The sequence below is a fragment of the Paenibacillus sp. SAFN-054 genome, from assembly GCF_051966755.1.
Taxonomy (GTDB): Bacteria; Bacillota; Bacilli; order Paenibacillales; family Paenibacillaceae; genus Paenibacillus_AQ.
Genome location: NZ_JBQCKS010000001.1, coordinates 2,508,213 through 2,529,002, shown reverse-complemented (window position 1 = coordinate 2,529,002; position 20,790 = coordinate 2,508,213). Strand labels below are relative to the sequence as shown.

The 20,790-nt window shown below is 51.2% G+C and carries 19 protein-coding genes and 1 tRNA gene; 15 read left to right on the top strand and 5 right to left on the bottom strand.

The window, feature by feature from the left end; all coding sequences use genetic code 11:
• Positions 1-262: 262 nt before the first annotated feature.
• Positions 263-1,138, bottom strand: coding sequence for an AraC family transcriptional regulator (locus ACTHPM_RS11495; protein ID WP_440395295.1), 876 nt, complete (start codon positions 1,136-1,138; stop codon positions 263-265).
• A gap of 322 nt (positions 1,139-1,460) precedes the next feature.
• Here ACTHPM_RS11495 and ACTHPM_RS11490 point away from each other — a divergent pair, with 322 nt between their 5' ends.
• The 5 genes from ACTHPM_RS11490 (at position 1,461) to ACTHPM_RS11470 (ending at position 6,943) form a co-directional block, all read left to right on the top strand.
• The gene (locus ACTHPM_RS11490) at positions 1,461-3,626 is read left to right on the top strand and encodes a glycoside hydrolase family 3 C-terminal domain-containing protein (protein WP_440395294.1); all 2,166 of its coding nucleotides are present in this window, start codon (positions 1,461-1,463) and stop codon (positions 3,624-3,626) included.
• A gap of 106 nt (positions 3,627-3,732) precedes the next feature.
• A complete protein-coding gene (locus ACTHPM_RS11485) occupies positions 3,733-4,527 on the top strand; it encodes a Nif3-like dinuclear metal center hexameric protein (RefSeq protein ID WP_440395293.1) in 795 nt (264 codons plus the stop codon).
• Positions 4,528-4,705: 178 nt separating this feature from the next.
• Positions 4,706-4,779: transfer RNA gene (locus ACTHPM_RS11480), tRNA-Pro, on the top strand.
• Positions 4,780-4,882: 103 nt separating this feature from the next.
• Entirely contained in the window at positions 4,883-5,551 is a 669-nt protein-coding gene (locus tag ACTHPM_RS11475; protein ID WP_440395292.1) for a BofC C-terminal domain-containing protein, read from the top strand.
• Positions 5,552-5,863: 312 nt separating this feature from the next.
• Positions 5,864-6,943 carry a Gfo/Idh/MocA family protein gene (locus ACTHPM_RS11470; RefSeq protein ID WP_440395291.1) on the top strand — a complete coding sequence of 360 codons (1,080 nt, stop codon included), beginning with the start codon at positions 5,864-5,866 and terminating at the stop codon, positions 6,941-6,943.
• 136 nt (positions 6,944-7,079) lie between these two features.
• Here ACTHPM_RS11470 and ACTHPM_RS11465 read toward each other — a convergent pair whose 3' ends face one another.
• Entirely contained in the window at positions 7,080-8,147 is a 1,068-nt protein-coding gene (locus ACTHPM_RS11465; protein ID WP_440395290.1) for a branched-chain amino acid aminotransferase, read from the bottom strand.
• Positions 8,148-8,266: 119 nt separating this feature from the next.
• Between ACTHPM_RS11465 and ACTHPM_RS11460 the strand changes: the two genes are divergently transcribed.
• From ACTHPM_RS11460 to yajC, 8 genes are all read left to right on the top strand, one after another.
• The gene (locus ACTHPM_RS11460) at positions 8,267-9,169 is read left to right on the top strand and encodes a LysR family transcriptional regulator (protein WP_440395289.1); all 903 of its coding nucleotides are present in this window, start codon (positions 8,267-8,269) and stop codon (positions 9,167-9,169) included.
• A 122-nt stretch (positions 9,170-9,291) separates the two neighbouring features.
• Entirely contained in the window at positions 9,292-9,795 is a 504-nt protein-coding gene (gene ruvC, locus ACTHPM_RS11455) for a crossover junction endodeoxyribonuclease RuvC (RefSeq protein WP_440395288.1), read from the top strand.
• Entirely contained in the window at positions 9,792-10,406 is a 615-nt protein-coding gene (ruvA, locus tag ACTHPM_RS11450) for a Holliday junction branch migration protein RuvA (RefSeq protein WP_440395287.1), read from the top strand. Before ruvC ends, ruvA begins: the two co-directional genes overlap by 4 nt.
• Positions 10,407-10,442: 36 nt before the next feature.
• A complete protein-coding gene (gene ruvB / locus ACTHPM_RS11445; RefSeq protein WP_440395286.1) occupies positions 10,443-11,447 on the top strand; it encodes a Holliday junction branch migration DNA helicase RuvB in 1,005 nt (334 codons plus the stop codon).
• 78 nt (positions 11,448-11,525) lie between these two features.
• The gene (locus tag ACTHPM_RS11440; protein ID WP_440395416.1) at positions 11,526-13,622 is read left to right on the top strand and encodes a SpoIID/LytB domain-containing protein; all 2,097 of its coding nucleotides are present in this window, start codon (positions 11,526-11,528) and stop codon (positions 13,620-13,622) included.
• Positions 13,623-13,628: 6 nt separating this feature from the next.
• Entirely contained in the window at positions 13,629-14,657 is a 1,029-nt protein-coding gene (queA, locus tag ACTHPM_RS11435; RefSeq protein ID WP_440395285.1) for a tRNA preQ1(34) S-adenosylmethionine ribosyltransferase-isomerase QueA, read from the top strand.
• Between the two features lie 35 nt (positions 14,658-14,692).
• Positions 14,693-15,832, top strand: a complete 1,140-nt coding sequence (gene tgt, locus ACTHPM_RS11430; protein WP_440395284.1) for a tRNA guanosine(34) transglycosylase Tgt — start codon at positions 14,693-14,695, stop codon at positions 15,830-15,832.
• A gap of 68 nt (positions 15,833-15,900) precedes the next feature.
• Positions 15,901-16,230 (top strand): preprotein translocase subunit YajC, encoded by a 330-nt coding sequence (yajC, locus tag ACTHPM_RS11425; RefSeq protein WP_440395283.1) that lies wholly within the window; start codon positions 15,901-15,903, stop codon positions 16,228-16,230.
• Positions 16,231-16,316: 86 nt separating this feature from the next.
• Here yajC and ACTHPM_RS11420 read toward each other — a convergent pair whose 3' ends face one another.
• Complete coding sequence (locus ACTHPM_RS11420) at positions 16,317-17,159, bottom strand: phosphatase PAP2 family protein (RefSeq protein WP_440395282.1); 843 nt, start codon at positions 17,157-17,159, stop codon at positions 16,317-16,319.
• A gap of 67 nt (positions 17,160-17,226) precedes the next feature.
• Positions 17,227-17,622: a TIGR04086 family membrane protein gene (locus ACTHPM_RS11415; RefSeq protein ID WP_440395281.1), complete on the bottom strand. Its 396-nt coding sequence runs from the start codon at positions 17,620-17,622 to the stop codon at positions 17,227-17,229.
• 177 nt (positions 17,623-17,799) lie between these two features.
• Here ACTHPM_RS11415 and ACTHPM_RS11410 point away from each other — a divergent pair, with 177 nt between their 5' ends.
• The gene (locus ACTHPM_RS11410; RefSeq protein WP_440395280.1) at positions 17,800-18,669 is read left to right on the top strand and encodes a YetF domain-containing protein; all 870 of its coding nucleotides are present in this window, start codon (positions 17,800-17,802) and stop codon (positions 18,667-18,669) included.
• Positions 18,670-18,680: 11 nt separating this feature from the next.
• Here ACTHPM_RS11410 and spoVB read toward each other — a convergent pair whose 3' ends face one another.
• Positions 18,681-20,297 (bottom strand): stage V sporulation protein B, encoded by a 1,617-nt coding sequence (spoVB, locus tag ACTHPM_RS11405; RefSeq protein WP_440395279.1) that lies wholly within the window; start codon positions 20,295-20,297, stop codon positions 18,681-18,683.
• Positions 20,298-20,518: 221 nt separating this feature from the next.
• Between spoVB and ACTHPM_RS11400 the strand changes: the two genes are divergently transcribed.
• Entirely contained in the window at positions 20,519-20,761 is a 243-nt protein-coding gene (locus tag ACTHPM_RS11400) for a post-transcriptional regulator (RefSeq protein ID WP_440395415.1), read from the top strand.
• Positions 20,762-20,790 lie beyond the last annotated feature (29 nt).

Below are 20,790 nucleotides of genomic sequence, written 5' to 3'. Positions count from 1 at the left end.
GGTGTGGCGGAATTGGCAGACGCGCGCGACTCAAAATCGTGAGGGAAACCGTGGGGGTTCGAGTCCCTTCACCGGCATACATGAAACAGGTTAGTGAAATTGCTTTAAAGCAATCTTACTAACCTGTTTTTGTTTGTCTGAAAATTGAACGGCCTGGTTGGACGCACTGGTTGTCTGAGCCCAAAAAGGACAAGGTACAATGTTTATAAAAGGCTGCATTCTCTAGGGAAGATTCTTTGGAGAACTGCAGCCTTTTTTGCTTTCAAGTGTTCGTCCGGTGCACCCCCTGCAGGTTCTTGAACTGGGTCGGGGTACACTTTTTGTATGATTTGAACACCCGGTTGAAAGTGGACAGACTGACAAAGCCTGACCTCATAGCCACTTCGGTAATCGATAAATCGGGCTCCATCAGCAGCTTCTCCGCGTTCATGATCTTTCTTTTGTTGAGATACGCGTAATAAGAGGAGCCGGTAAACTGTTTGAATAGACGGATAAAATGAAATTTGCTGAATCCCGCCCGTGCGGCTACATGTTCGATACTAATATCTTCGGTACAGTGTTCGTTAACGTAGGTGCAGATTTCCAGAAACATATCCACGTATTTATGCTGCTTGCCGCTTCGGGTATGCGGGAAACGATTCTCGCCTGATACGTAATTGCGTCCAAGCTGGACGAAAAACTGAATCAGAAGGGAGAAAGCTGCGGCTTCCTTGAGAAGAGCATCGCTGAAGTATTCGTTCATGATTTGCAGAAGCAAAGCCTCCAGGCTGGCATGGAGTTCTTCATGCTGTTCGGCTCTTATGACGATACTGGAGCCAAGCAATGACATGCTGGAAGAAAAGCCGTCCAGTTGGTAAAGGATCGCGCTGTCAAACTGCAGGATCATGCGTCTTCCCGATTCGGGGGCGTAAAGCTCATGAAGTTCCCCGGGAGGAATGACGAGGATATCGCGGGGGTTTAAGATATGTTTTTCCCCGATCACTACAGCTGTATAGATATTCTCGAGAGGCATGATAATTTCCACCGCCGGATGCCAGTGGATCGGGTAATTCTCCATCTCCTGGTTCAAGTAAAGCCGGACACGAAAATGAGGACTATACGAAACGGTTTCCCGGGTACCCTCGAGAATCTCAATCACTCGGCATTCCGCCTTTCTATCTGATCGTAAAAATCGCAATAATTGATTAGTGAAACGCAACAATCAAGAAGTAAGAGAAGACAAATTCATTATAATTAAGGTAAGGATGAAGGCGTTTTTATAAAATATAAGGCAATGTAAACGCATAAAACAGCCTTATACGTTATCAAACTTCGTGCACTGCACCTTGGATACAACAATGGGATTATACCATATTTTGCTGTTTTCATGCGGATATGCGGTGTCATCAGTCAAATTCCAAGGACTGCACCCAAGCAAGCTGAACAATCACATTTTGAAAAGAGAGCGAGCGTGTGTAACCATGTCTCAATTGACGGAAAATATGGACAAAGTGAAGCAGTACAAGGAACGAGCCGGTCAGTTAGTTAAACAGATGACTTTAAAGGAAAAAGTGTACCAGATGCTTCATGCCGCGCCGGCAATTGAACGTCTTGGCGTAAAAGCGTATAACTGGTGGAATGAAGGGCTCCATGGAGTGGCCAGAGCAGGAACGGCGACCATATTCCCTCAAGCAATCGGGCTTGCGGCAACGTTCAACGAGACTCTCCTTCATGAAGTGGCGGATGCGATCGCGACGGAAGCGCGCGCGAAGTTCAACATGCAGCAGCAATTCGGCGATACGGATATCTATAAGGGTCTGACGATGTGGGCGCCTAACGTGAACATTTTTCGCGATCCGCGTTGGGGACGAGGACATGAAACCTATGGTGAAGATCCCTATTTGACGTCTAGACTTGCGGTCCAATTCATTCAGGGATTGCAGGGCGATGATGAGAACTATTTGAAGGTTGCGGCTTGTGCAAAGCATTTCGCCGTGCATTCGGGACCTGAGGATCAGCGCCACCACTTCAATGCGGTTGTAACGGATCAGGATTTGTATGAGACGTATCTGCCTGCCTTTCAAGCGTCCGTACAGGAAGCAAAGGTGGAGGCAATCATGGGAGCTTACAACCGGACCAACAACGAGCCTTGCTGTGGAAGTGAACGGCTTTTAGGCCAAATTTTGCGCGGCGATTGGGCATTCGACGGCCATGTCGTATCCGACTGCTGGGCAATCCGGGATTTTCATGAACAGCATAAGGTAACGGCAAATGAGGTCGAATCCGTGGCGCTCGCCGTGAACCGCGGCTGTGACCTCAACTGCGGAAGCTTGTTTGTTTTCCTCCTGGAAGCGGTGGAGCAGGGGCTTGTGACCGAAGAGCAGATCGATAAGGCGGTCACCCGGTTGTTCACGACAAGAATGAAGCTTGGCCTGTTCGACGAACCGGAAAAGGTGCCTTACTCCTCCATTGGCTACGCGGAAACGGATTCAGCCCCCATGCGTGAGCTGAACCTTAAAGCAGCCAGAGAATGTCTGGTTCTGCTGAAAAATGACGGGCTGCTGCCCCTCGACAAAAAACAGCTCAAGACGGTTGGTGTCATTGGACCCAATGCCAATAACCGGCGTGCCCTGGTAGGAAATTATGAAGGCACTGCATCCCGTTACATTACGGTTGTTGAAGGTATTCAGGATTATGTCGGAGATGACATTCGTGTGCTCTATTCGGAAGGCTGTCATTTGTTTAAAGAAAAAGTCAGCCCGCTTGCCCAGAACGATGACCGGATTTCGGAGGTCAAGGGCGTTTGTGCAGAGAGTGATGTCGTTATCGTCTGCCTGGGGCTGGACGCCGGACTCGAAGGGGAGGAAGGGGATACCGGAAACCCGTTCGTGAGCGGGGATAAGAAGGACCTGAGGCTCCCCGGCATTCAAGAAGACATGCTGCGGGTGGCACAGGAAAGCGGCAAACCAGTCATTCTGGTGCTTTTGTCGGGAAGCGCATTGGCCATTGAGTATGCGGACCGTCACATTCCTGCCATTCTTCAGGGCTGGTATCCCGGTGCTCAAGGTGGAAGGGCAATCGCCGAAGCGATATTCGGAGAGTTCTCGCCTGAAGGAAAACTGCCGATAACCTTCTACCGTACCACGGAAGAACTGCCCGAGTTTACCGATTATGCCATGAAGAACCGAACTTATCGATATATGGAGAATGAGGCCCTTTACCCGTTCGGCTTCGGACTTACTTACTCTGACTTCGCGGTAGAATCCGTAAGGATCAGCATCGAAAAGATTACAGAGGTGGGGGTTCAGGTCATGGCAACACTGATGAATACAGGAAGCCGGGATGGCGGAGAAGTGCTTCAAGTTTATGTCAAGGCCAATCGCGAAGGAACGCCGAACCCGCAGCTCAAAGCCTTCCGCAAGGTCCATTTAAAGGCCGGGGAGACAGCGGAGGTCCAATTGAATCTCAGTGCCGAGGCCTTCTCCCTATGCGATGAACACGGGGTATCCAAGGTGGAGCCAGGTGAGTACACCGTATATGTAGGAACCTCCCAGCCGGATCGCAGAAGTGTGGCTTTATCCGGAAAGGAGCCAGCCCAAATCAAGCTGGTCGCGGAGTATGTGGTCAATACAGCGAGCAGGCATTGAGTGCTGGAATATTTAAAATTGTTGGAATGATCCGTCTGCGAACCGCCGCTGAAGCAGGATTCGCAACATGCATGGATTTAGTTCAGGAATGAATCGAGGGAATGGGATGAAACCTACGGTACAGGCAGTGATGGACGCCCTGATTAAACCAGTCGGCAGGCTGGAACGGACGGTCGATACGTTAAAATTCGGCGACCCGGGCATGGAGGTCACAGGCATAGTGACGACCTTCATGCCTACCCGGCAGGTCATCGAGCAGGCACTGAAGCGGAAGGCAAACCTCGTTATCGCACATGAGGGGCTGTTTTTTTCACATGAAGACGATGGAGCAGCGGGCGGCGAAGACTTCATTTGCCAAACCAAGAAGCAGTTTATAGAGGAATCGGGCATTGCTGTGTTTCGCTTCCATGATTATTGGCACCGTTACCAACCCGATGGGATCACAGATGGTCTGATAAGGGAGCTTGCCTGGGATGACTATGTCAGTGTGCATCACCCATCGGCTTCCCTGCTCAACATTCCGCCTGCTTCTCTTCAGGAGATTGCAGAGCACGTCAAGCAGAGATTGGGTATTTCCCATGTGCGCATCATAGGGGATATGAACATGAGCTGCAGTCGTATCGGTATTTTAGCAGGATATAGAGGACATGGCTCCATGGCGATCCCTCTGTTTGAGAAGGAACAAGTGGAGCTGGTGATATATGGGGAAGGCCATGAATGGGAAACGCCGGAGCATGTACGAGAAGCAGTTCGCCAAGGGGTCCGCAGGGCTTTACTGGTACTCGGTCACGCCGAGAGCGAGGAGCCGGGCATGAAGGCTCTTGCAGTCAGACTGGCTGCCATGTTTCCTGGCATACCGGTGGATTACATCAAAGAGGACCCGTTGTTTCGACTGGTGTAGAAAGGATTATATACTCCGAGAGGAGATCAGGTTGAATAGTGCCGGCTTGAATCTATTATTCGCAAAAAAATTATTTGACCAAGTTTGTGAGCTGCTATATAATAGGGAATGTTGAGGCGATTATGAGAGACAAGCGCGTTGAGGCTTGCTAGAGTCATATAGTCGTCATACATATTTCCGGGATGTAGCTCAGCTTGGTAGAGCACCTGGTTTGGGACCAGGGGGTCGCATGTTCAAATCGTGTCATCCCGATTCAATTAAACCGCTTGGAGGAATCCAGCGGTTTTTTGCTGTATAAATATGTAATCCCCAGGTCAGAATAAAAGAAAAAGACAGGGAATAGAAGGGGATTATTGTGAATGCAACCAAAATTAAAAAGAAGCTGCAAAAGCAGTGGCGGTGGTGGAAACGCCGGTCTTTGACCTTAGGGCTATCCTCGCTTGTGGTCGCGATCGTATGGATCAGCATGTATTTGCCGGATAAAGTGCAAAGCTTGCTAAACAGCAAGCCGCCCGTAGCTATAGAGACGCTTCAATATTATCAGCAAACCGAGGCCTCGGACGATGCGAAGGGCGATCCGAACTTTTGGAAGGAATTAAACAAAACCAAACAGGTGAACGAGGTCATTGTCCGGCATAGCTACGTTTGCGGTGAAGAGGAACGCACCCTGGGCAAACTGAATACGGATGAGATCTATAACCTGCTCAACGAGCACCCCACCTGGAAAGGGCAGTTTGCGGGACAAGGAAAATTGGTGCTGAACGAAACGATTCCGGATCTTTCGCCCACCTGTAAAGAGAGGGCATACATGAGCCTCGACAAAGACGGAAACCTGTCCTTGTTTGATGGTCCGCCGGAGCAGGCGAAGGTCATTAAAACATTCTTTCAGCTTGATATCAGCTCCATGGAATCTTCGCTGCCTGATAAAGCTCTGAGACATTTATATGACGGCATTCGAATCCAGGACATCGATGAGTTTAACAGCGTGCTTTCGACATTCAGCGATTATGCGCGCGAAGGATGAGGGGTCCGGGTTATAATGACCTGCTTAACCCCGTAATTACATGATCATGCACAGCAGCCCTGACCTCTTACAGGAAAAGGCTGCTCTTTTCTATGTCTGGACTTAAAAAATAACCGGATTGTTCATGTTTTTAGCATATTATTCATTTTATTTTGTCCGCATTTCCTTTACGATAGAACCGTATGGAAAATAAACTAATGCGCGGCCGGTTGCATGCAGCGTTTAACATTTGAAGATGGCGCCTGTTCTTTTCACAAGGACCAAGCGCCAGATGGAACGGGTGCCGCTAAGCGAGAGGGAGTAGGAGATTGCATGAGCACTAAAACGCATTCGGTAGTCATCGTAGGATACGGCGGTATGGGCAGCTATCATGCCAAACTGATTTTGGACAACTCACGGCTGAAGGTCACGGGAACCTACGATGTATTGGAAGCTCGCAGAGAAGCATCACAAAATGATGGGTATCCGGCATATGAAAGCTATGAAGCCGTCTTAAACGACCCGGCAGTTGACGTCATTTTGATTGCCACGCCGAACGACGTTCACAAAGAGCTGGTTATTTCAGCATTACAGCATGGTAAACATGTCATCTGCGAAAAGCCGGTAACGATGTACGTAAAAGATTTCGAAGACATGATGGCGGTGGCGGAGGAAACAGGCAACGTGCTGATGGTCCATCAAAACCGCCGCTGGGACGAGGATTTCCGGATCATCAAGGAGATGTACGACAAGCGCACGATCGGCGATCTGTTCCAGATTGAGTCGAGGGTACATGGCGCCAACGGGATTCCGGGGGACTGGCGTCATCTGGAAGCCTATGGCGGCGGGATGCTGCTGGATTGGGGCGTTCATCTGTTAGACCAGTTCGTATTCATGATCGACAGCAAAATTACAAGTGTGACAAGCAGACTCAGCTTTATTCTGGGCGACGAAGTGGACGACGGGTTTGATGCGGTTCTGGAATTTGAAAATGGCGTGACAGCCATCATCGAAGTGGGCACGACCAATTTCATCCCCCTTCCGCGCTGGTATGTCAAAGGAACCGAGGGCACGGCCGTCATCGAGGATTGGTCGCTGACTGGACGATCCGTCGTTCAGAACCACGAAGTAGGCAAAATCGAGCCGAAGCCGATCAAAGCCGGAGTCGGTCTGACCAAAACGATGGCTCCACCATCGGAAGAGGCGACCCTGACCGAAGCACTGCCGAAGGCATTCGAGCATGAGAGCAGCTTCTATGACAATTTTGCGGCGGTTGTGGAAGGTACGGCAGAGCCAATCGTGAAAAACAGCGAGGTGCTTCGGGTCTTGAATCTGATCGAGAATATATTTAAATCGGCACGCACCCGCGAAGTGATCAAAGACTTCGATATGTACGAGCCCCAAAATAAATAGTTTTTGCGAATGAAGAAAAAGAGGCTGTTCCTCGCCGAAGCGACGGGACAACCTCTTTTTGTGCCGAAAGAGAAAAGGGATACCCAACAAAGTCATGGTGACAACGGGGTACCCCTTTTTTTGCGATTTAATGCAATTAAAACGTCATGGTCCAGTTTCGCGTATCCGGCAAATGTCCGGACTGCAGGCCGGTGATGGTGTCATACAGCTTTTGCGACAATTCGCCGATTTCGCCGTTGTTAACCTTCATCGTATGCTCGTTCCAGTGCAGCTCGCCGACCGGTGATATAACCGCTGCCGTTCCGGTACCGAATACTTCCTCCAGTTTGCCCTCTTGGTAGGCATCGTAGATTTCTTCAATGGAAAGCTTGCGCTCTTCCACGGGAACTCCCCATTCCTGAAGCAGAGTAAGCACGGAACTGCGGGTGACACCCTCGAGAATGCTGCCGTTAATCTCAGGGGTGATGACTTTTCCGCCGATTTTGAAGAAAATGTTCATGCTGCCGACTTCCTCGATATATTTCTTTTCGATGGCATCGAGCCACAGAACTTGGGAGTATCCTTCTTTTTTGGCGTTCTCCTGGGCCTTGATGCTTGCCGCGTAGTTGCCTGCCGCTTTGGCAAAGCCGATTCCGCCGCGGACCGCACGGGTATAGGAGCTCTCCACATTGATTTTGACAGGCTCAAGACCACTTGAGTAATAAGCGCCGACCGGCGATAGGATCACCATCAGCTGGTACGTGTAAGAAGAACGCACCCCGAGGCAAGGCTCAGTTGCAATAATAAATGGACGCACATAGAGCGAGGTTCCTTGTTCCGTCGGAATCCAGCTTTTATCCACTTCGATCAGTTTCTTAATGGCTTCAATGACGAAATCCCCGTCGATTTCCGGAATGCCCAGGCGGTCATTGGAGCGATTCAGACGCTTCATGTTCTGGTCGGGTCTGAACAGCAGCACTTTTCCGGAATCCGTCAAATAAGCTTTCATACCTTCGAATACCGCTTGGCCATAGTGGAACACCATCGCAGCCGGATCGATCACGATCGGTGCATACGGGACGATGCGCGGGTCATACCAGCCCTTGTCCTTGTGATAATCCATAATGAACATATGGTCCGTAAAATACTTGCCGAAGCTGAGATTACTGCTGTCAGGCTTCTCGCCCGGCTTGGTGGTTAATTCAACTTTGATCTCCTCACTCATGTTCATGCGCTCCTATCGTTACGTATATAATATGTTTACTATAGTTAACAAAAAATGATTGGTCAATTCAATGTTATCAATTAAAATAATAGTTATCAACTATGATGGAGGGTCGGACCATGGACTTTCGTCTGCTTGAATATTTTATGGCGGTCTGTGAGGAACTTCATTTTACCAAGGCTGCCGTTAAGCTGGGAATCAGCCAGCCTACGCTCAGCCAGCAAATCCGGTTGTTAGAGGAAAGAGTGGGCACGCCCCTGTTCCGCCGCATCGGTAAACGCAATTTTCTTACGGAAGCCGGGCAGACGCTAAGGGAGCATACCCAGAACATTTTTCATGAGCTTGAACAGGCACAGACCGAGATTAACGAGCTGAAAGGGATGGCACGCGGTAAACTGCGGATCGGATGCTCGGGCAATCACCTGCTCACGCAGACGTTGATTTCATTTCACCAAAAGGCCCCGGGCATTTCCATATCGGTGCATGAACTTGCGACGGAAGAGACCAAAAACGGGCTGCTGGAGAACAAGCTGGATCTTGGCGTCGTTTTTCTGCCGCTGGATGACGAGCAGCTAATCAGCACGGAGCTGTACACGGAAGAGCTTAGTCTGGCGGTGTCCACCGCTCACCGTTTCGCGCAATATGACTCGGTCATGCTGGAGGAACTCGTTCAGGAGCCACTGGTGCTGTTTCCGGAAAAGTTCCTGGTTCGGCAAATGATCGATGTATACAGCAAGCAGGCTGGCATTCGCCTGCAGCCGATCATCGAGCTGTCCACAATGGATTCCATGCTTCAGCTCGTCCGGCTTCATGTGGGAGCCACAATCCTTCCCAAATCTTACTTGCATTCGATGGTCCGCCAGGATTTGAATATTATCCCCATTACGAGTCCAGCCCCCCAGAAAAAAGTGGGAATTGTCTACCGGAAACAAAAATTTATGAATGCTCCGATGCTTGCCTTTATCCGTGAACTTACGCAAACCTTCCATCCTTCCGAGCCTGCTGGTCAATTGCTGCCGTAAACGACTGTATCGTATTCTATGTCTACTTCTTTTGAGCGGGTCATAGACTTGATAGGAAGTTTTACATTATAATGAAGGGAACGAATACATATGTTCGCTTTATGGCAAGGGAGAGAAAACATTTGCGTATTTTAGGAATTGACCCGGGGATTGCGATTGTCGGTTTCGGATTCATCGATAAGGCCGGCAGCAAGGTGACCCCGGTGCAATACGGCTGTATTCAGACGGAAGCTCACACACCCGACGAAGAGCGGCTGCAGCATGTTTATGAAGCCATGCTGCAGTTGATCGATAAATATAAACCGGACAGCGTTGCCTTTGAAAAGCTGTTCTTCAACCGGAACGTCACGACCGCGATGTCTGTCAGCCAGGCGCGCGGAGTTTTGATTTTGGCGGCAACCCAGCGCGGTCTGCCTATTGGAGAGTATACGCCGATGCAGGTCAAGCAGGCTGTTGTCGGTTATGGCAAAGCCGAGAAGAAGCAGGTTCAGGAAATGGTGCGGATGTTTTTGAAGCTGCAGGCCGTACCGAAGCCCGACGATGTCGCGGACGCTTTGGCGGTGGCGATCTGCCATGCCCATTCGTACACGTTAAATTCCAAAATAAACGAGGTATTGCGAAAATGATCGACTTTTTAAGAGGACCTGTCGTCCATCTGGAGAATGAGTATATCGTGCTTGACGTTCAAGGGGTAGGATACCGCGTATTCTGCCCTAATCCTTTTGTATTCGCCAAAACGGAAGGCCCTGTAACGGTATATACGCATCACCATGTCCGTGAGGACGCGATGCTCCTGTTCGGCTTTCCGAGCCGGGAGGAGCAGAGATTGTTCCGCAAGCTGATTGAGGTGTCCGGGATCGGGCCGAAGGTCGCGCTCGGTATTCTCGGTGGAGGCACACCGGACCACGTGGTCACGGCCATTTATCAGGAAAACATCACTTTCTTGACGAAGCTGCCAGGCATCGGCAAAAAGACCGCGCAGCGCATGATCCTCGACTTGAAGGACAAGCTGGAAGGCTTCGGCACTGCTGCGCTGGCTACCGGGCTGTTCGCCATGCCGGAGCCGCAGGAGGGCGATGGTTCCGCTTGGTCGGAAGCTCGGGAAGGACTCAAGGCTTTGGGCTATACCGATACGGAGCTTGACCGCGTATGGCTCAAAATCAAGGATGACACCGCGTTTGGCGATTCCGTGGATGTATTGATGAAAAAGGCGCTAAAGCTGCTCTATGCAGGGTAATAGAGACGCACGGCTGCCGAGAAAGGGGCGACACGAATGGATGACCGGATCATATCGGCGAATCTAATGATGGAAGACCAGGCGGTGGAGCTCAGCCTTCGCCCCCGGTATTTGAATGAATATATCGGACAAAACCAGGTCAAGGAAAATCTGAAAATTTATATCGAGGCAGCCAAAATGCGCAATGAAGCGCTGGATCATGTGCTGCTGTACGGTCCGCCGGGACTCGGTAAAACGACCTTGGCGAATATCATAGCAAACGAACTGGGCGTTAACCTGCGGACGACGTCGGGGCCGGCGATTGAACGTCCTGGCGATTTGGCGGCGCTGCTTACCAATCTGCAGGAAGGCGACGTATTGTTTATCGACGAAATTCATCGTCTGCACCGGACAGTGGAGGAAGTGCTGTATCCGGCGATGGAGGATTTTGCGCTGGACATCATGATTGGCAAGGGTCCAAGCGCACGTTCCGTGCGCCTTGATCTGCCTCCGTTTACGCTGATCGGAGCCACGACGCGCGCAGGCCTGCTGTCCGCGCCGCTCCGTGACCGATTCGGCGTCGTAAGCCGCCTGGAGTTTTACACGGTGGATGAGTTGAGCTACATCGTTTCGCGCGGCGCGGACATATTCGGCATTGAAATTGTTGGGGATGCGGCTGACGAAATCGCGCTGCGGTCGAGAGGGACGCCGCGGATCGCGAACCGCCTTCTGAGAAGGGTACGGGATTATGCGCAGGTTCGCGGCGATGGCATGATTACGCCGGAGATCGCGGAGGAATCGCTCAAAATGCTTCAGGTCGACCCGCGCGGACTTGATCAAATTGACTATAAAATGCTCACCGCAATGATTAACAGTTTTAGGGGCGGTCCGGTCGGACTTGATACGATCGCGGCGACGATCGGGGAAGAAAGCCAGACGATCGAGGACGTATACGAACCCTATCTGCTTCAAATCGGCTTCCTTCAGCGGACACCGCGGGGAAGGATGGTGACGGCAGCAGCCTATCAGCATTTGGGACTGCCGATGCCGGAAATCCGCTAACCAGGAGGTTAGGGGCAGTGCTAGTGAATGATTCATAGACTTCATGGGAGGCAAGGAGGACAATTACGAGTGGGAAATATGACGATACCAAAGGTTGTGTCTTGGTGCGGTAAAGGATTGATGACTTTGGCTTTGGCAGCAGGATGCTTGCAGCTGTCAGGCAAAGCATTGGCCCTTCCGGTCGATCAAATAAGAGTGGGCATGTTCATGGATCTGGGCAGCACTTATAAGTCCACGACGGCGGCAGTTACGCTCACTTCCAATCAGACGTTGTCAATCGGATTCAACACTTCAGGCGTTCATTCGTCCCTGGTAAGCTTGGGAGCGGGCGAAACGGCAAGATTCAGCGTGGACGGCTTCCGCGTCAAGGTGCTGGAGACGGCTGATTCCTCTGCGGCAGCAGCAGCATACAAAAAGTTGTCAGCTACTGCGGATAAACCCATTCTATTTGCTGCAGCTTCTTCAGGCGGACAGGTCTATCAGCTGTATACAGGCAATTATGCTAGCGAACAGGCGGCCTCCACGGCTGCTGGCCGGGTCGCGAAGGCGGTCTCTTCCTTCTTGAATGGACAGACCCCGGCAGTCACTGGAACCAAACATTTATCCGCCGGCACGTATGCGTCGGAAGCAGAGGCGGCTGCGACTGCAGCCAGCGTCAAGTCGGCTGGCTTTGATGCCATGGTCGCCTTGGAACAGGCGCCTGACGGCGGCAGCCGCTATGCGGTCCGGGTCGGCGAAGCGGCGAATGACGGCGAACTGTCGGCGCTGCGCGGTTCCGTCAGCGCCAAACTCCCGCAGCTGTCCTTGTCGGAGACGGACGCAAGTATTCCCGCCTTCATGGTGCGGCAGGACGTGAGCCTCGGTCAGACTGTGAAGCATTATCAGCTTAGCGGCAGCGAAGCCAAGGGCTGGATCGACAGCGGCGGTACGGATATCAAGGTGCAGGAGAGATCTGCCCGTTCCTACCGGGGTGCAATGGAAATCGGCTCTCTGAGCGGGCAGCTGGCTTTGGTCAACGTGCTTCCGTTCGAACAATATTTGTATTCGGTCGTCGGTGGCGAGGTGCCTTCCTCCTGGTCGGCGGAAGCTTTGAAGGCACAGGCGGTGGCGGCCCGGAGCTACGCAGAATTCCAGGCAAGCAGCCAAAGCAGCAAATTCAAAATCGCAGATGTGGTGGATACGACGCTGAGCCAGGTATACAACGGCATATCCTCCGAAGCAGCCAGCGTCATCCAAGCGGTTGACGCCACACAAGGCGAGGTTATTCTGAAAGACGGCAAGGTCGTCGAAGCGGTATTCTCTTCGAATGCCGGAGGCGCCTCCGCGGATTCGTCAGAGGTATGGAACAGCGGTGGCAACGCTTTTGCTAGCGTACCAAGCGAAGGCGATGAAGCGGCGGTAAAAGGTCAAAAAATGTGGTATCATGTTCTTTTGGCGAATGGTTCAAATGGATACGTGCGTGAGGATAACGTGAAAGAAACCGGAACATCCACCGGCGGAGGGCTGGCGAAAATGACTGTGACCGCTAAGGATACGAACGTGCGGCCGCTGCCTCAGATCCAGTCAGATGCTGCCCCGGTAGCGAAGCTGAGTCCGGGGGATACGGCCGTCGTACTGGAGAAGGTTCCGGAATCGGGCACCTATGCCTGGGTACGCGGGCCTTATACATCAGCCCAGCTATCGAAAAGCCTTCAAGGCAAAACAGCGACCCCCGCGCCTTCTCCGATCCTGACGCTGGAAGTGACCAAACGGGGACCTTCCGGCCGCGCGACTGAAATCAAGGCAAACGGTCAAATTCTTGACGTCAAATACCCGGATTTGTTCCGATCCGCGATGAATGGACTTCCGAGCACGTTGTTTGATATTGTGCAAACCGGGAGCTATACTGTACTGAGCGCAAACGGAACAACATCCAAGATCACCGGTTCCTCGAGCACCGCGGTGCTCTCCGCCTCCGGCCAGAGCACGCTGCAGGGAGGCGGAACGGTCGTCATGAACGGAGACCGCAATGCGCGCAGCATTGACGCCGGAACAGGCTTTATGTTCCTGGGCCGCGGCAATGGCCATGGGCTTGGACTCTCGCAGTGGGGGGCCAAAGGAATGGCGGATGCCGGGTATGGGTACCAGGAAATATTGAAACACTATTATCAGAACGTTACTATTACTAAGGAATGACGAGATATGAATGTAGATTTGTATGATTTTCATTTACCTGAAGAATTGATTGCCCAAACTCCGCTGAAGGAGCGGACGGCATCGCGATTGCTGACATTAAACAAGCAGGATGGGGCCATTGCCCACCATACGTTCAAGGACATTGTGGACCAGCTCCAGTCCGGGGACACGCTGGTGCTGAATGATACCCGCGTTATTCCTGCCAGGTTGTTCGGGGTCAAAGAAGATACCGGCGCCAAGGCTGAAGTCCTTCTGCTGAAGAATCTCGGTGAAGACCGCTGGGAGGCGCTTGTAAAGCCCGGCAAGAAGCTGAAAAACGGAAGTGTCATCGTATTCGGCGACGAATTGAAGGCGGTTATTGAAGAAGAGGGCGATATGGGAGAGCGTGTGCTGAAGTTTTCCTATAAGGGAATCTTCCAGGAAATCCTCGACAGGCTGGGTCAAATGCCTCTTCCTCCGTATATTAAAGAGAAGCTAGATGACAAGGAGCGCTACCAGACGGTGTATTCCCGCCATGAAGGCTCTGCGGCTGCTCCAACGGCAGGGCTGCATTTTACCAAAGAGCTTCTGGATGAAATTCGCGGCAAAGGCGTGACGATTGCGTATCTGACGCTTCATGTCGGACTCGGCACATTCCGTCCCATGTCCGTAGACAAGGTGGAAGACCATGTCATGCACGCCGAATATTACTCGGTTAACCAGGAGACGGTCGACATTCTGAATGCGGCGCGCAGCCGCGGCGGACGCGTGATCGCGGTAGGGACCACTTCCTGCCGGACCTTGGAAACGATCGGCAACCGCTTTAAGGGCGGAGTGCTTGAACCATGCAATGGCTGGACGGATATATTCATATATCCAGGGTATGAATTCACGGTCGTGGATGCCCTGATCACGAACTTCCATCTGCCGAAGTCTACACTGGTGATGCTGGTCAGCGCGCTGGCAGGCAGGGAACATATTTTGCACGCGTACGAGGAAGCCATCCGAGAGCGGTATCGCTTCTTCAGCTTCGGCGACGCAATGTTCATTTATTAAGTCCGGTTACGCGGAATACAGAGGATGGTATATACATGACAGCAGCAGTTTATTACGAACATATTAAAACCTGCAAACAGTCCGGTGCGCGACTAGGCCGCGTACACACGCCTCACGGCGTGATCGAAACGCCGACCTTTATGCCGGTAGGGACGCAGGCCACAGTAAAAACGATGAGTCCCGAAGAGCTTAAAGCGATGGACGCTCAAATTATTTTGAGCAACACGTATCATCTGTTCCTTCGTCCGGGTCATGAAATCGTCCGGGAAGCGGGCGGGCTTCACAAGTTCATGAACTGGGATCGTCCGATTCTGACGGACAGCGGCGGTTTTCAAGTGTTCAGCTTGAGCGAAATGCGCAAAATCACCGAGGAAGGCGTGCATTTCCGTTCTCACTTGAACGGCGATAAGCTGTTCCTGTCGCCTGAAGTGGCGATGGAAATCCAGAATGCGCTTGGATCGGACATTATGATGGCATTCGATGAATGCCCGCCGTATCCGGCTGAATATGATTATGTCAAAAAATCGCTGGAACGCACGACAAGATGGGCTGAACGGTGCCTGAACAGCCATGGCCGTCCGCATGACCAAGGGCTGTTTGCCATCGTCCAGGGAGGCATGTATGAGGATTTGCGGAAGCAGAGCGCGCGTGATTTGACTTCCATGGATTTCCCGGGGTATGCTATTGGTGGACTCAGCGTTGGAGAGTCCAAGCAGCTGATGTATGAAGTGCTGGATTATACCGTTCCTCTGCTTCCGGACAACAAGCCGCGATATCTGATGGGTGTCGGTTCTCCTGACGCTCTGATTGAGGGTTCGATCCGCGGAGTGGACATGTTTGACTGCGTTCTTCCGACGCGGATTGCACGTAACGGAACGACAATGACAAGCCAGGGACGGCTTGTGGTCCGAAACGCCCAATACGCCAGAGATTTTGGCCCCCTTGACCCCGCTTGCGATTGCTATACTTGCCGGAACTATTCAAGAGCCTATCTGCGGCATCTGATCAAAGCCGATGAGACTTTCGGCCTGAGGCTGACAACGTACCACAATCTGCATTTCCTCATCAATTTGATGAAGCAAGTGCGGCAGAGCATCATGGAAGACAGGCTGCTTGATTTTCGCGATGAGTTTTTTGAACAGTATGGGCTTCATAACAATGATAAAGGCTTCTAAAAAAGGATTCTGTCGAATCCGAACAACCGCATATTAACGGGGTTAGTCCATGAAAGGGGGGAAAGCATATGTTCGAATCAATCGAATTGGCAGCAAGCACAGGAACAGGTGGAGGCAGCGGCGGATTGTTAACCATGATTTTGCCTCTGGTATTAATGTTCGCTATCTTCTATTTCCTGCTTATTCGTCCACAGCAAAAGAAACAAAAGACCCGCAACTCGATGCTCGGCGCATTGAAAAAGGGGGATAAGGTTGTGACGATCGGTGGTCTCCATGGGACCATTATGGAAATTACGGATGACATCGTTGTCCTGCGCGTCAATGATGTAACGAAGCTTACATTCGACCGCAGTTCCATCAGTCATGCAACAAGCTCGGCTTCTGACAGCCAGGCGTAAGCTGCGTATATACCAGTCATTACACATAAAAAAGAGGCGGTCCCGAGAGGGACTGCCTCTTTTTATCCATATGAACGATTCCGTATTTATAGGCTGTCGTACATTTTGCTCCGATGCTGCTGCAGTGTGCTTTCCTTGCCCTTCAAGGACATCTTGGCGAACAGGATGCCCAGGTTTGAAGCGAGAAGGCCCAGCACCGTACCGGCGATCATGTCGGTTAACCAGTGAATGCCTAAATAGAAAATGCTGAAAATGATTACAACGGCGCTGATTGTCGTCATGATGCCGAAACGGCGGTTGCCCGACCGCAGGCCGAGTACCATCATGGTAACCGAAATCGAGGTGTGCAGGCTTGGGAAACAGTTATTGAGCCCGGATAACGGCCTGTACTCTTCCTCAAAGCGCGGAAATACATCCAGCATGAGGAACGACACCCCTGAAGGCGGATAGGACCAGACCTCGTTGACGGGGAAGAACAGATAGAAAGGGATGGCTACCGCGTAGTTCATAATAATCGCGAAGCAGGTCGCGATCACGAACACTTTGTTTTGATCGGAAACGTAAACACCGACTGAAGCAATCAAAAGAGACTGGAACACAATCACATAGAAAAAAACAGAAATCGGCGTTATGAAGCTGCTGTGAAAGAAATCCTGCAGATTCTTAACGAAATGCCCCTCCAAGCCGAACACCCAGGGAGTAAAATCTTTCTGATAATTAAAGCTTTCCTCTATTTTCAATTCGTATTTATTGGCTAGAAGAATACATACCATTATGCAAAACAACAGCAAAAACTTGCGTGAGGTCAGCAGTTCCCTGATAAAAAGGTAAGCTGCCTTAAACGGATTGCGGAGTGTACCCAGCCAGATCAACAAAATAACCGTTATCGTCGATGCGATGGATATCCCCTGCATGGATTGATATAGCAAAGCAGAAAAAGCCTCCTCTTGTAAGAATCACGTGAAAATAGTTTACCACATTTCAAGAGAAGGGACCCTATAAATTATTTCTAAGGTTCACACCGAACATGCCCCCGATGGCTGCAGCAGCGAAGACGGTGCTCAGGAGGAGCAGATCGCCCACTCGCAGGGACGTATCCAAAGCGAGAAAGCCGATCACCATGATGAGCAGGCCGTATAAAATGCCTGTCATTCCTCCATGGTACCAGCCCTTTTTGCCTGAACGCTTGCCCGCTACCAGTCCGCCGAAAATGGCTGCAACCGCATGAACCACGTAAATCAAACGGGAAAGGCTTTGTTCTTGCATCCCGCTGGACCACAGCAGGAGCGAGAGGAGAAGCGCGCCGAGCATCATCCAGAAAAAAGAGTAGTAGAGCCCGGACAGGATGGGATTGGCGATGCGGAAAGATAGTACGCGCCGGATCATGTGCATAAACAGGAAACCCCCTTCATATTCCATAAGTTATTGTAAATCTATGTCCAAGCCCATAGAGGTAGTACAAGTTTTCCAATAATTAATCATGGCGGCAGTGAATGGTGTTACTGGGGAAGGGCCAAAATACCATCACGATGTTTTCCGCGAATATGCGTAAAAAGGAGTGCACGGTGTATGGCATCTCATATCCTAATCCCCGTTTTTCGTACCGTCCTCATGTATTTCCTCATTTATTTAACCTTGAGAATCATGGGAAAGCGTGAAATCGGGAAGTTGTCCATATTCGATCTGGTCATTTCCATCATGATTGCCGAAATCGGCGTTTTTGTGCTGGAAGATATCAAGCGTCCGATCTATGACGGCATTTTTCCGATGGCGACGCTGGTCATCATTCAAATTACGATCGCATTTATTAGCCTCAAAAGCAGGAAGGCCCGTCTGTTGTTCGAAGGAAAACCGAGCATTCTCGTATCCGGGGGCAAGCTCCATCGGTCAGAGATGAAGAAGCAGCGCTACAATTTGGATGACCTTCTGCTCCAGCTCCGGGGCCAAAATATCGAGAATATCGCAGACGTAGAGTTTGCCATTCTGGAGAACTCCGGGCAGCTGACAGTGATACCTAAATCACAATCTGCGTCTTCACCAGGGCCATCCGAAGGATTGTTCGGCGGACAAAATTCCCCATCGCGGCAGCAAACCTCTCCTTCGCAGCGCCAGCCGCACACGATGCTCGGGCTTAAGGCAAAAGGGAACATTGCGAACTCAGGCGGACAGGCCCAAGCACAGGAAAGTACCAATTCTTCATCAACAACCAAGAGCAGAACCAACAAGAAAATCCTGGTTCCCGCCGGGAAATTCAGCTACGGAGTTTTGCCCGTACCGCTGATCATGGACGGAAAAGTACAGGATGACAATTTGCAAAGGCTTAAGAAAAACCGGTTCTGGCTGAAAAACCAGATCCAGGAGCAGGGCGTCAAGGATTTTAAAGATGTGTTCCTGTGCTCCATCGATCATAAAGGCAAGGTATACGTGGACCGGAAATAACGAACTGCATGCTATGCAGCCGGATTTTTCGGTTCTTCGTCTGCACCGAACCATTTACCGATGACAGGCATTCTTTTCAAGTCGCGGAGGGAGATGAGTCTCGCCGAGAAAACCGCAATGAGAAAACCGGTAATGCCGATGAATAGGGCTGCAAAAAACTGGATCCAGCTTTCATGCGTTAAGGTTAGATGACGGTAGGAAAAAGTGGTCGCAGCCGCCATGACGATCATAGCGCATACGAGCTTCAGCATGTCGAGAATCCTGAAACGGTAGGCCAGAAGACGGCTGACGCTGTAACCGTGAAGGAACGTGACGATAATGCTGTTGACAATGATTGCAATGATAGCCCCGTATATGCCGTATTCAGGCTGGGATGATAAATAGTAAATCAGGTAAAGTTTAATGACAGCACCGGCAAGGGTGTTGAACAGGGCTCTCCCTGGACGGTCCAACGCCTGCAGGGTGGCTTGAAGCGGAGCCTGTACATAAAGAAAGAGCGCAAAGGGAGCCAGCATGCGCAGCATGCCCGAAATATCCGTGTTGTTGTAGAGCAGAAGGCATAAAGGCTCAGCCAAAACATACATGATTACGGCAAAAGGGGCGCCTGTCACAAGCGCGAGGCGTACCGTCTGATTCAGCCGTTTATGGATGGTGAGCCTGTCTTTGCGCGCGGCAGCCTCGGACAGCGAGGGCACCAGCGATATCGCCAGGGAGGACGTCAATGCACCGGGCAGCAGCAGTACAGGAATGATCATGCCCTGCAGGGCGCCGTACTGGGCCGTAGCTACAGAAGTTACGATGCCGGCAATGGCGAGGCTCTGCGCGGTGATAATCGATTCAAACAGGTAAGAGAAGGATCCTACGAGCTTGCCTGCCGTTACCGGAACGGTAATCCCCATCAGGCGGGGAAAGAGGCCTCGGCTTGGATGTACGTGACGGTGTGCTGCTGCCTGGATAGACGTTCGTTGCCGCTCCTTGCGGAATTGCCATAACAACGCCAATAGACCAAAAAATTCCCCTGCCATGACCCCCAGCATCGCTCCAGCGGCTGCAAATGCGATTCCTCTCGGAAGCAGCAAATACGAAAACCACAACGTGAATACAATGCGGGCAAGCGTCTCGATGATGGAAGAGGCTGCGGAAGGAATCATATTTTGCTTGCCCTGGAAGTACCCTCTGTACACGGAGGATACGGCCACGATAACGAGGATCGGACTCATGCTGACAAAGGTATAATAGACTCTCGAGTCCGTCAAAACGCTGCGCGTCAACCAAGGAGCGAGCCAAAGCGAGACCGCCATGAATACAATTCCCAAACCGACGGTCAGCATAAGGCTGACGCGCAGAACAAAACGGGAGTTTTGCGGTTTGTTCTCCGTTTCCGCTTCGGATACCAGCTTGGCCACAGCCAGCGGGATCCCTCCGGTAATGAGGGTGACGAGTACAAGGAAGAAGGGATAGCCCAGCTGGTAAATTCCGACACCCTCGGCACCAATGATGCGTGGGAGGGCAATTCGCGGTATAAAGCCCAGAATGCGGTTGATGATCCCGGCCGCAAGCAATATCATCGTGCCTTGAATAAATGTCTGTTTCTTGGAGGCCAGGTTTTTCGGTTTTAGCTTGTTCAAATGCCCACTCCCTCTTCCGTGCTGCTGCGGCAGTTTCTGTGACAGACCTTTTGTTAATATGGATATGCTCTACTCGTCCATTCATACCATCACTTTTATACAAGCCCTGGAGAAAAAAAGAAGGAATGCGGGCCGTTTGGGTCGAATGTAGAAAGGATGCGAATCTGGTACTTGGACATCAGGTAGATTGAGAGGAGGCTACGCATGTGAGCCCGGAGAATATGAGCGAAAGCGAGATGGACATGGCTATCGAGGCTTTGTGCCGGAGCAAGGCGGAGGAGTTCAGACTCGTCGGCTATGAACATGTTACGAGCAAGGACATTTGGACCTGCGTCAGCAGTAAATACGAGAAGGAAGGAATCCCTCCGCTGTATAAGCTGGTAAATGATATTCTCTCTCTGAAAGTGTTGACATTTATGAATTATATGACGATATCTGCATATAAAGGTTCCTCTTTCGATTAAATGGAGAGGGACCTTTTCTGGTCAGCCAA